This window comes from Micromonospora sp. NPDC049204 (assembly GCF_040647935.1).
In the GTDB taxonomy this organism is placed as follows: Bacteria; Actinomycetota; Actinomycetes; order Mycobacteriales; family Micromonosporaceae; genus Micromonospora.
On sequence record NZ_JBEZDC010000005.1, the window covers coordinates 369577 to 381069 of the forward strand.

An 11493-nucleotide genomic window follows, 5' to 3' on the forward strand; every position below is an offset into this window, starting at 1 on the left:
AACGGGTGATCGCCGGGCCACGGGGGCTCGGCGATCACCCGTCCGGGCCGGTGGGTCGACCACCGGAGGCCCGTCCCTCGGGCGGGTCAGCCGGCCAGTCGGCGGTAGCGGGCGACCGAGAGCGGCAGGAAGACCGCGACCAGGACGACCGGCCAGAGCACCGCCAGCAACGGGTAGTGCTGCGCCGCCCAGGAGTCACCACCCCAGCCGGGGTTGCCGAACAACTCCCGGGTGGCCCCGACGGTCGCCGACAGCGGGTTCCAGGCCGCCACCGCACCGAGCCACGCGGGCATGGTGGACGGTGCGACGAACGCGTTGGAGAGGAAGCCGAGCGGAAACTCCAGGGTCTGCACGGCCACCACGGCCGTCTGCCCGCGGGTGACCAGCCCGAGGAAGATGCCGACCCAGATCAGGGCGAAGCGCAGCAGCAGGATCAGCCCCACCGCCGCGAGGGTGGCACCGGCCCCGCCGTACGCCCGCCAGCCGATCGCGAGACCGGTCAGCAGCAGGATCCCGAGGGTGACCACGGCGAACAGCATGTCGGCCACGGCCCGGGCCGCCAGCGGGGCCAGCGGTGCGACGGGCATCGACCGGAGGCGGTCGGTCACCCCGCGCTCCAGGTCCTCGGCGACGGCGATCGTGGTGAGGCTGATGCCGAACACCATCGTCATCACGTACATGCCGGGCATCAGGAACTCCCGGTAGCTGCCACCGCCGGGCACCTGCAACGCGCCACCGAACAGGTACGCGAACATCAGCACGATCAGGATGTTGAAGCCGAGCGAGGCGATCAGCGGGCCGGGGTCGCGTCGCCACCGGGCCAGGCCGCGCCAGATCAACGTGGCGCTGTCGGCCAGGAGGGCGGGCCGGCCGGGCGTCAGGTCCACCCCCGGGACCGGCGTGCTCACCGCGCTCATGCGGCCACCTCCTCGGTGGCCCGGGTGCGGTGCCCGGTGAGGTGCAGGAACACGTCGTCCAGGGTGGGCCGGCGCAGTGCGACGTCCGCCACCGGTACGTGCTCGGCGTCCAACGCCCGCAACACGTCGACGAGCGCGCCCGCCCGGTGACCGACCTGGACGCTCACCATTCGCCGGTCCACGTCGACGGTCGGTTCGTCGCCGGCCACCCGGCGTACCTGGGCGACGGCGGCGGCGAGGTCGGCCGGGGCCGCGACGACCACCTCGATCCGGTCGCCACCGAGGCGGGTCTTGAGGTCGTCCGGAGTGCCCTCGGCGATCACCCGGCCGGCCTCGACCACCGAGATCCGGTCGGCGAGTTGGTCGGCCTCGTCCAGGTGCTGGGTGGTGAGCAACACGGTGGTGCCGGTACGCACCAACTCCCGGACCGACTCCCACACCTCGTTGCGGCCCCGCGGGTCCAGCCCGGTGGTGGGTTCGTCGAGGAAGAGGACCGCGGGGGCCAGGATCATGCCGGCCGCCAGGTCGAGCCGGCGCCGCATGCCCCCCGAGTACGTGCGGACCGGCTGCTCGGCCGCATCGGCGAGACCGAAGCGCTCCAGCAGCTCGACCGCTCGCTGCCGGGCACGGCGGCGGCCCAGGTGGAACAGCCGGCCGAAGAGCACCAGATTCTGTCGGCCGCTCAGGGCCTCGTCGAGCGCGGGATGCTGCCCCACCAGCCCGATCCGGTAGCGCACCTCGTCGGGCTGGCGGGTCACGTCGAACCCGGCGACCTCGGCACGCCCCCCGTCCAGCCGGAGCAGGGTGGACAGGATCCGTACCGAGGTGGTCTTGCCGGCCCCGTTCGGGCCGAGCAGACCACACACCGTCCCCGGCCGCACCCGCAGGTCGAAGCCGTCCAGCGCGTAGCGGTCCCGATACCGCTTACGCAGCCCGTCCGCCACTATCGCGTCACCTCTTGTCGGCACAGCGCTCCCCTTCCGCAGGCGTTCAACCGCGTTACCGTACAACATACGGTAGGGATTACGGGAACGATGCTTCGACTAGGTTCGGCAGATGACGATCTCGATCTCCGTGGACGGTCGGCGGTTCCGGGCCGTGGCAGACGTGGTGGCCGGTGAGGTGGGCACGCAGACCGTCTTCACGTACCACGAGCGGGCCGGCGAGGTGTGGGCCGAGTACGCCGGCGGGTCCATCCGGCGCGGCCACCTCGTCGGCACCCGGGAGGGCGACCGACTGGACTTCCGGTACGTCCAGCTCAACGCCGACGGTCAGACGTCCTCGGGGCACTGCGTCTCGGAGGTGTCGGTGCTGCCCGACGGCCGGGTGCGGCTGCACGAGACCTGGTCCTGGGAGTCCCGGCCGGGCAGCGGCAGCAGCGTGGTGGAAGAGGTGCCGAGTCCCTGACGGTTCGTCGACGGGGGCGGTCGCGGCTACGCGGGCTCGGTGGTCCCGACCTGGCCCGCGACGCCGACGTTCAGCGGATCGGCCAGGAGTTTGTCGAAGGCCAGCTCGGCCGCCCCGATCAGGACGGCGTCGCGGCCGAGTGCCGCCGCCCGCAGGCGCAGGTGCTCGCGGGAGGCCGGCAGCGGCATCGTGTCCAACCGCTCGCGGACGACGTCCGCTCCGGCGGTGAAGATGTCGCGAAGCGACCCGCCGAACACCACGGCGTCGGGGTTGACCACGTTGACCAGGTTCGCCACGCCGAAGCCGAGCCACCCGGCGACCTGCTCGACGGCGGCCCGGGCGGTTCGGTCGCCGTCGGCCGCCGCGCGCAGCACCTCGGCCACCGCCGCGCGGTCGCTCGGATCCCGGCCCGCGTGCCGCAACAGGGCGGCCTCGGAGATCTCGGTCTCCCAACAGCCACGTGAGCCGCAGCCGCAGGGCAGGCCGTTCGGGTTGACGACCATGTGGCCGACCTTGCCGCTGTGCCCGCGGTGACCGATCACCAGCCGGCCACCGACGATGATGCCGGCGCTGATGCCCAGGTCGCCGTGCAGGTAGATGACGTCGTCGATGCCCACCGCCACGCCCCGGACGTGCTCGGCCAGCCCGGCGATGTCGGCCAGGTCACCGGCCACGAAACCGGGGCCGCCGCTGAACTCCGCCTCCAGCGCGACGCCGAGCGTCTCGTCGATGCTGGCGATCCGGATCCGGCCGTCCTGACCACGGGTGGTGTCGGTGACCGCGGCGGCGCCGCCGACCAGCAGCGCGTCGGTGGCCACGGACCGTTCCATGTCCCGGACCAGGTCGGCGAGGGGTCGGACGGCGTCGATCGCCGACAGGCCGCTGGGTCGCGGGATCTCCCGCCGATCGAGGATCTGCCCACCGAGGCCGACTCGTGCGGCGCGGAGCCGGTCCGCGTCGATGCTCAACGCGTGGGCGTAGACCCGGTCGGAGCGGGGACTGACCACGAGTGAGGGCCGGCCGGCGCGGCGGGCGGTGGTCGGCGCCTCCTCGGTGACCAGGCCGCCGGCGACCAGGTCGGCCGCGAGCGCGCCGATGGTGCTCCGGTTGAGGCCGAGCCGGCTCGTCAGTTCGGCCCGGGACGTCGGCCCGTGCACGTGGACGTAGCGCAGCACGGCGCCGAGATTCTGCCGCCGGATCTCCTCCTGGCTGGCGCCGGGGACCGACGGCAGCGGAGGTTCGGTCTGGCGTCCGACGCCGGCAGGCCTGGACCGGACGGGTGTTGCCACGGTCAGACCTCCTTCCGGGTCGGTGCCGGGTGGCGCGGGGCAGTCCGGACGACGATGGGTCCCGGAAGAGGAGATCCGGGACCCATCGGCCTTGCTGCCTACCGTGCGGTGATTACTTGGTGAGCGGCGCGAGCTTCGGGTCGTTGGCGTACGCCTCGGCCGCGTTCGCCTTGGTGACGGCGACCGGCGGGAGCAGGTACGTGTCGACGACCTTGCTGCCGTTGTTGTAGGACTTGGTGTCGTTCACCTGCGGGGCGTTACCGGCCTGGAGAGCCTTGACCATGTTGATGGTCTCCTTCACCAGGTTGCGGGTGTCCTTGTTGATCGTCATGTACTGCTCGCCCTTGACGATCGACTTGACCGACTCGACCTCGGAGTCCTGGCCGGTGACGATCGGGGTCGGCTTACCAGCGCCCTTGACCGAGGTCAGGATGGCGCGGGCCAGCGTGTCGTTCGGGGAGAGGACGCCGTCCAGCTCCTTGCTGCCGTACGTCGAGGTCAGCAGCTGGTCCATGCGGGCCTGCGCACCCTCGGCCTTCCAGCCCTGGATGGCGGTCTGCTTGACGTCCTTCTGACCCGAGGCGACGACCACGTTGCCCTTGTCGATCTCCGGCTTCAGCACGCTCATCGCGCCGTCGAAGAAGACACCGGCGTTGTTGTCGTCCGGCGAGCCGGAGAACAGCTCGATGTTGTACGGGCCGTTCGGCTTCTTGGCCTTCATGCCGTCCAGCAGGGCCTGGCCCTGGAGCTGGCCGACCTTGAAGTTGTCGAACGCGACGTAGTAGTCGAGGTCCGGGGTGTTCTTGATCAGCCGGTCGTAGGCGATGACCTTCACACCGGCGGCGTGCGCCGCCGCGACCTGGGTCGACAGCTGCGCGGCGTCGGTCGCGCCGATGACGATGACCTTGGCGCCCTTGGTCACCATGGAGGTGATCTGCGCCTGCTGGTCGGCGACGGTGGTCGACGCGCCGGCGTACTGCACGTTGCCCTCGAAGCCGGCCTCCTTGAGGCCGTTGCTGAACAGGTCACCGGCGAGGACCCAGTTCTCGGAGGTCTTGGCCGGCAGGGCCACGCCGATCAGCGAGTTGGCCGGGAAACCCTTGGCGGCGTCGCCCTTGGAACCGGAGTCGCCGTCACGGCCGGAGCCGCAACCGGCGAGGGCCAGCATCGCGGCGGCGCTGATGGCGACCACCGACGTGCCGAAGAATTTACGCATGGTGAGGACTTGCCTTTCTGGATGTGTAACGGGGTGGTGAGGGGTCGGTGACCGTCAGCTGGACACCGCTGCCTTGGCGGGCTCGCGCTCCGCGTCCGGCGGTGAGGCGGGTGGAGCGGAGTCCTCGCGGCGGAACGGCCGCATCAGGCTCCCGATGATGGAGAAGCGCCCCTGGCTCTTGTTGTAGACGTCGATCGCGACGGCCAGCAGCAGGACCAGGCCCTTGATGATCTGGACCTTGTCGGTGCCCACGCCCTGCAGCTGGAGGCCGTTGTTGAGCACGGCCATCACGAGACCACCGACGATCGACCCACTGATGGTGCCGATACCGCCGGCGACAGCCGCGCCACCGATGAAGACCGCGGCGATCGCGTCCAGCTCCCAGCCGTTGCCGTCCTGCGGTCCGGAGGCCGCCGAACGGGCCACGAAGATCATGCCGGCCAGCGCGGCCAGGACGGACATGTTCATCATGACGAAGAAGTTGACCCGCTTGAGCTTCACGCCGGACAGCTCGGCCGCCCGGGAGTTGCCGCCCACCGCGTAGATGTGCCGGCCACCGGCCGTGTTGCGGGTGTAGAAGGAGTACGCGATGACCAGCAGCAGCAGGATGATGCCGGAGATCGGGAAGCTGGTGCCGACCCGACCGCTGGCGAAGCGCAGCGAGGCGAAGGCGATCACGCCGACCATGACGGCCATTCGCAGGACCGAGATCCACATGGGTGCCGGGTCGGCGTCCATGGCCCGCCGGGTCTTACGGGCCTGAAGCTCGCGCCACACCACGGCCACCGCGGCGGCCAGGCCGAGCAGCAGCGTCGCGTTGTTGTAGCCGGTGTCCGGCCCGAACTCGGGCAGGAAGCCGGAGCCGATGTCCCGGAAGCCCTCCGGCACCGGAATGCTCTGCGCGTTGCCGATGAACTGGTTGCCGCCGCGGAAGAGCAGCATGCCGGCCAGGGTGACGATGAACGCCGGCACCCCGACGTACGCCACCCAGAAGCCCTGCCAGGCGCCGATCACCGCGCCGATGGCGAGACCGAACACGATGGCGGCGGGCCACGGCAGGTCCCACTCGGTCATCGACTTGGCGACCAGGATGCCGGTGAAGGCCGCGACCGAGCCGACCGACAGGTCGATGTGCCCGGCGACGATCACCATGAGCATGCCGATGGCCAGAATCAGGATGTACGAGTTCTGCTGGAACAGCGCGATCAGGTTGTCCGAGCGCAGCGTCAGCCCGTTGGTCCAGATCTGGAAGATCAGGACGATCGCCACCAGGGTGAAGATCATCCCGAACTGGCGCGCGTTGGAGGTCGTACCTCCAAACAGATTCTTCTGAAGGTCCTTGATACGGCTCATCGGGAGGCCAACTTCTTCGTCGAGGTCATCTGCTTCATGAGGTTTTCCGGGGTGGCGTCCGCCCGAGCGATCTCGCCCGTGATGGCGCCTTCGAACACGGTGTAGATGCGGTCGCAGAGCCCGATCAGCTCAGGCAACTCCGAGGAGATGACGACGACGCCCTTCCCCTGGTCGGCGAGCCGCTGGATGATGCCGTAGATCTCGTACTTGGCGCCGACGTCGATGCCGCGCGTCGGCTCGTCGAGGATCAGCAGGTCCGGGTCGGTGAACATCCACTTCGCCAGCACGACCTTCTGCTGGTTGCCGCCGGAGAGCTTCGAGACGCCCTCGTCGACCGTCGGGGCCTTGGTCCGCAACTCCTTGCGGTACGCCTCGGCCGCCTGGTACTCCTCGACCTCGTTCAGGACGCCGTGGTGCCGGATCTTGGACAGCTTGGCGGCCACCGTCGACGTCTTGATGTCGTCGAGCAGGTTGAGGCCGATCGCCTTGCGGTCCTCGCTGACGTACGCGAGGCCGTTGTCGATCGCGTCCGCGACCGACTTCAGGACGATCTCCTTGCCGTCCTTGATGATGGTGCCCGACTCGTACACCCCGTAGGAGCGGCCGAAGACACTCATCGCCAGTTCCGTGCGGCCCGCGCCCATGAGACCGGCGAAGCCGACGATCTCGCCGCGGCGCACCACGAAGCTCTCGTTCTTGCAGACCTGCCGGTCGGCGGAGATCGGGTGCCGGACGTTCCAGTTGCGGACCTCGAAGAAGACGTCACCGATCTTCGGGGTGTGGTCCGGGAACCGGCTGCCCAGCTCACGGCCGACCATCCCCCGCACGATCCGGTCCTCGTCGACCCCGTCCGCCTTGACGTCGAGGGTCTCCACGGTCCGGCCGTCGCGCAGGATGGTGATCTGGTCGGCGATCGCCTCGATCTCGTTCAGCTTGTGCGAGATCATGATCGAGGTGATGCCGCGGGAGCGGAAGCCGCGCAGCAGGTCCAGCAGGTGCCGGGAATCCGCCTCGTTCAGCGCGGCCGTCGGCTCGTCCAGGATGAGCAGCTTCACGTCCTTGGCGAACGCCTTGGCGATCTCCACGAGCTGCTGCTTGCCGACACCGATGTCCTTGATCAGGGTGTCCGGGTCCTCCTGGAGACCGACCCGGGCCATCAGGTCCAGCGCCATCCGGTTCGCGGCCTTCCAGTCGATCGCGCCCCGCTTGCGCGGCTCGTTGCCGAGGAAGATGTTCTCGGCGATCGACATGCCTGGAATGAGCGCGAGCTCCTGGTGGATGATCACGATTCCGGCGCTCTCGCTGGCCCGGATGTCGGAGAACTTGGTCTCCGACCCCTGGTAGACGATCTGGCCGTCATAGCTGCCGTACGGGTAGACCCCGCTGAGGACCTTCATCAGCGTGGACTTGCCCGCACCGTTCTCGCCGCAGATGGCATGGATCTCACCGGCGCGAACCACCAGGTTGACGTCGGAGAGGGCCTTGACTCCGGGGAACTCCTTGGTGATGGAGCGCATCTCAAGGAGGGTCGGCACGTTGCTCATCGCTCGTACCACCTCGCCAACGTCATCGGTTGCCTCCGGAAGGTTGAACCTTCACTTGGTTTTGTTGTTGTCGGCAACGTATTGCGGCCGAAGGGCCATCCGCAAGGCGAGGGACTGTTGAAAATGTAACAATCCGGCAATATCGACGACGCACAGTTTTCGCCTGTCACAGCCGCCTCCGCAGCCCCTCCCGGCACCTTGGCCCGTCGGTGGCAACGTTGTCAAATGGAGACAACGCCGCGCCCGGCTCCCCTGTTCCTCGACAGGCCCGCGACCAGCCACGATCCGCGGCAGGCCGGAAAGGGGGTGCCACGCCGCGCGCTCGGCACCATCGAATGATCATGATGAAACCGCGACACCGACGCCGCGCCCGGAACGGCTCGGCGACCGCCGGGCGGGGGTGTGACCCGCGCCTCAATCGCCGGGACGGATCGACGATGATCGTCGCCTCAGGGCCGCCACCAGGAGACGGATCCGTGGCTTAACGTCCCTTAAGGGCGGATCGGGGGCCATCCGACGGCTCACGCCCCGGTGCCGACCGGTCAACTCGGGCGCAGCACCGCCTTGATCACCCCGTCGTCGCGGCGGTCGAAGCGGCGGTACAACTCCGGCGCGTCGGCCAGGGTGCCGTGGTGGGTCACGACGACGCTGGGCCGGGCGCGACCGGCGACGACCAGGTCGCGCAGCAGCACGGTGTAGCGGCGGTCGTGGGTGCGGCCGAACCGGACGGCGACGCCCTTGGCGAACAGCGTCCCCCACGGTGCGACAAGATCCTCGTGGGCGTCCGCGCCGGGTCCGGGGCGCAGGTCCTTCTCCGGATAGACGCCCGCGACCGCGATCGCCCCGGCGGGGTTGACCAGCCGGGCGGCGTCCGCGATCACCTGGTCCGGGCGTTCCCGGTCGGGGCGCTCCCGGTCGCGGGCCTGGAACCCGACCGCGTCGATCACCTTGTCGACTCCGCCCAGCTTCTCCTCCCCGAGCGGCAGCCCCACCCGCGCCCGGTCGGCGCGGATCTGCTCGACCGGATCCCCCCGGCGAAAGTCGACGGGCACGGCACCGATCTCCCCGGCCTTGTCCAGCCGAGCGTCGACACCGTCGACGCAGTAGACGACCCGGGCGCCCCGCAGCAGCGCCGCGTAGGCGCCGAGCAGGCCGATGGTTCCGGCCCCGAAGACGGCCACCGTGTCACCGGGCTCGACCCCGGCGAGGGTGGCGGCGGCGTGCCACCCCGTGACGAACGCGTCGGCCAGCAGCACGAAGTCGTCCTCGTACCCGTCCCCCGGCTCACCGGGCACGGGTACGCAGTTGGCGTCGGCCCACGGCACGCGCAGCAGGTCGGCCTGGGCACCGCGATAGGGGCCCATCCCGGCGTAGCCGTACGCCGCGCCCGGCCCCTCCGCCCGCGCCCGCAGACAGGCAGCCGAGAGCCCTCGGGCGCACATCACACACGTCCCGCAGAACAGGTGCGTGGGGATCACCACCCGGGTGCCCGGCCGGACCGTCTGCACCGCCCGGCCCACCTCCCGCACCACGCCCAGTGGCTCGTGGCCGAGCACCAGCCCGGGGGTGGCACCGGTCCGTCCGTCGTACATGTGCAGGTCGGTGCCGCACAGCGCGGTGGAGGTGATGCGCACGAGCGCGTCGGTCTCCGCCTCCAGCGTCGCGTCGGGCACCTCCCGCACCGCGACGGTCCGGACGTCGGTGTAGACGACGGCTCGCATCCCGGGTCTCCTGTTCGGTGACGAAAGAGCCGGTCTTCCCCCGACCGGGCCGTTCATGCCCGGGGGCGTTGGAGCGCGGTGCTATCTTAGGGCTCCTAAGTTACTTCCTAGCGAGACAAAGGTTCGGGATGCCACGGCAGGGACTCACCAGCGCGCGCGTGTCGGCCGCCGCGGCCGAACTGGCGGACGCCGTCGGCCTGTCCCGGTTGACCGTCGCGGCCGTGGCCCGGCACTTCGGCGTCTCGGACGCCGCGCTGTACGTGCACGTCCGCAGTCGCGACGCGTTGATCGAGCAGGTCGCCGTCCGGGCGGCGGCCGCGCTCGCCGACGAGCTCGCGATGGCCGTGGCCGGACGATCGGGCCACCGGGCTCTCGTCGGGTTCGCCGACGCCTGGCGCGCGTTCGCCGTGGCGCGCCCGGGGCAGTACGCCGCGACGCAGCTCCCGCTTCCGCCCGAGGTCGGCACGAGTTCGGCCGGGCATCTGCGCCTGATCGAGCTGAGCTACGCGATGCTGCGCGGCTACGGGCTCGCCGAGCCGGCGCTGACCGACGCGATGCGGTTCGTCCGCAGCACCCTGCACGGCTTCGCGAGTCTCGAAGTCGTCGACGGATTCGGGCATCCGCGCGCCGTGGACGCGTCGTGGCACTCGATCCTCGACGCGGTCCACACCACCTTGAGCACCTGGCCAACCCACAGACGGGAGCAGCAGTGAACAGTCGTGACCAGTCGACCGAGTCGGCCGACGGCACCCGCCTGGTGGTGCGACGCCTGGGCGTCGGAGACCCCGTCATCCTGGTGCACGGCTCGGGTGGCGGGCTGCACTCCTGGGCCACGGTGGCTGAGCACCTCGCCCACGACCACGAGGTGTGGTTGCCGGCGCGGCGCGGCTACGGCCCCAGTGACGTCCCGGCCGGCACAAAATCCTTCCGGGACGAGACCGCCGACCTGCACGCCGTCATCGAGGCGGCCCGCCAATCCTCGAGTCGACCGGTCCATCTCGTCGGCGCGTCCTACGGAGCGACGGTGGCGCTGCACACCGCCCTGGCCGATCCGCGCCACGTCCGCTCCCTGGCCATCTTCGAACCACCGCTCTTCGCGGCCGGGGCGGAGATCGTGCCGCTGCTCGACCGGTACCGTGCCGCCTTCGAGCGCGACGACGCCGCCGCGATGGCAGCGGTTCTGAACGACGTGACGCGGGTCCCGGCCGAGATCGTCGCCGCGATCGCCGCCGGCGCGGCCGATCGGGTGCCCGACCCGGTCGAGGCGCGCCGCTCGGCGATCGGCTGGCTGCACGATCTCGAGGCCCTCGCGCAGGACAGCACCGACATCGCGCGGTGGTCCGCGATCGCCGTGCCGACTCTCCTGTTGGCAGGCGCGGACACCTGGGAGCCGATGCCCACCACGATGAACGCTCTCGCCAGGACGATTCCGGCAGCCCGCCACGTCGTCTGGCCGGGCCAGTCGCACTTCGTGACCATGACGGCACCCACCCTGGTCGCCGACGCCCTGCGGCAGTTCTTCGCCGGTGACTCCGCGAAACGGTGACCGCCGTCAGCCCATCGAACGCACCCGGTCGGGCTCGATGGTGAGGATGATCCGGACCTGGTCCCGGCCACCGAACCACGGGTACGGCCCACCGAGGTAGCGCTGCGCCAACGTGTCGATGTGCTCGGCGGCGCCCTCGGTGCTGGCCCCCACCACCCGCCCCCGAACCTCGTGGTAGCGGCCCGGCTTCTGCGGGTCGGAGATCGCCACCGCCACCCGTGGGTCCCGCCGGACGTTCCGCGTCTTCTGGTGGGATTCCACCGTGTTGATCAATATGTGCGTGCCGTCGGTGTCCACCCAGGTCTGGGTGAGCTGTGGCGAGCCGTCGGGCATCAGCGTCGTGACGAAGCAGGTGCTCGGCTCGCGCAGCAGCGTGAGCAGGTCATCGGGCAGATCCACGAGACAGTCCCCTTCCGCGTGACCAACCGTGTGGTGATCACCGGCCAACGGTCGCACAAAACTGCGTTGTCACTCAGTAGCATCGGCAGGGGACGATGTTC

11 protein-coding genes are annotated in these 11493 nt (G+C 70.2%); 3 read left to right on the forward strand and 8 right to left on the reverse strand.

The features are described 5' to 3' along the window. Nucleotides 1–86: 86 nt before the first annotated feature. Nucleotides 87–917, reverse strand: a complete 831-nt coding sequence (locus tag AB0A90_RS13135; protein WP_357246022.1) for an ABC transporter permease — start codon at nucleotides 915–917, stop codon at nucleotides 87–89. Continuing rightward, complete coding sequence (locus AB0A90_RS13140; protein WP_357246025.1) at nucleotides 914–1885, reverse strand: ATP-binding cassette domain-containing protein; 972 nt, start codon at nucleotides 1883–1885, stop codon at nucleotides 914–916. Before AB0A90_RS13140 ends, AB0A90_RS13135 begins: the two co-directional genes overlap by 4 nt. 88 nt (nucleotides 1886–1973) lie before the next feature. On the opposite strand from AB0A90_RS13140, the gene AB0A90_RS13145 reads away from it, so the two are divergent. Beyond that, on the forward strand, nucleotides 1974–2324 hold the full coding sequence (locus AB0A90_RS13145; protein ID WP_357246028.1) for a hypothetical protein: 351 nt from the start codon (nucleotides 1974–1976) through the stop codon (nucleotides 2322–2324). Nucleotides 2325–2350: 26 nt separating this feature from the next. On the opposite strand, the gene AB0A90_RS13150 is transcribed toward AB0A90_RS13145, so the two are convergent. The 5 genes from AB0A90_RS13150 to AB0A90_RS13170 form a co-directional block, all read right to left on the reverse strand. Then, a complete protein-coding gene (locus AB0A90_RS13150) occupies nucleotides 2351–3556 on the reverse strand; it encodes an ROK family transcriptional regulator (RefSeq protein WP_357246189.1) in 1206 nt (401 codons plus the stop codon). A gap of 169 nt (nucleotides 3557–3725) precedes the next feature. Beyond that, nucleotides 3726–4829 (reverse strand): sugar-binding protein, encoded by a 1104-nt coding sequence (locus AB0A90_RS13155; protein WP_357246031.1) that lies wholly within the window; start codon nucleotides 4827–4829, stop codon nucleotides 3726–3728. A 54-nt stretch (nucleotides 4830–4883) separates the two neighbouring features. Then, nucleotides 4884–6182: a multiple monosaccharide ABC transporter permease gene (mmsB, locus tag AB0A90_RS13160; protein ID WP_357246034.1), complete on the reverse strand. Its 1299-nt coding sequence runs from the start codon at nucleotides 6180–6182 to the stop codon at nucleotides 4884–4886. Further along, entirely contained in the window at nucleotides 6179–7726 is a 1548-nt protein-coding gene (gene mmsA, locus AB0A90_RS13165; RefSeq protein WP_357246037.1) for a multiple monosaccharide ABC transporter ATP-binding protein, read from the reverse strand. Before mmsA ends, mmsB begins: the two co-directional genes overlap by 4 nt. 542 nt (nucleotides 7727–8268) lie before the next feature. Further along, a complete protein-coding gene (locus tag AB0A90_RS13170) occupies nucleotides 8269–9447 on the reverse strand; it encodes an alcohol dehydrogenase catalytic domain-containing protein (protein WP_357246041.1) in 1179 nt (392 codons plus the stop codon). A gap of 128 nt (nucleotides 9448–9575) precedes the next feature. On the opposite strand from AB0A90_RS13170, the gene AB0A90_RS13175 reads away from it, so the two are divergent. After that, nucleotides 9576–10160, forward strand: a complete 585-nt coding sequence (locus AB0A90_RS13175; RefSeq protein WP_357246044.1) for a WHG domain-containing protein — start codon at nucleotides 9576–9578, stop codon at nucleotides 10158–10160. Continuing rightward, nucleotides 10157–10993 carry an alpha/beta fold hydrolase gene (locus AB0A90_RS13180; RefSeq protein WP_357246046.1) on the forward strand — a complete coding sequence of 279 codons (837 nt, stop codon included), beginning with the start codon at nucleotides 10157–10159 and terminating at the stop codon, nucleotides 10991–10993. Before AB0A90_RS13175 ends, AB0A90_RS13180 begins: the two co-directional genes overlap by 4 nt. Nucleotides 10994–10999: 6 nt before the next feature. Here AB0A90_RS13180 and AB0A90_RS13185 read toward each other — a convergent pair whose 3' ends face one another. After that, complete coding sequence (locus AB0A90_RS13185; RefSeq protein ID WP_357246049.1) at nucleotides 11000–11392, reverse strand: PPOX class F420-dependent oxidoreductase; 393 nt, start codon at nucleotides 11390–11392, stop codon at nucleotides 11000–11002. Between the last annotated feature and the right edge of the window lie 101 nt (nucleotides 11393–11493).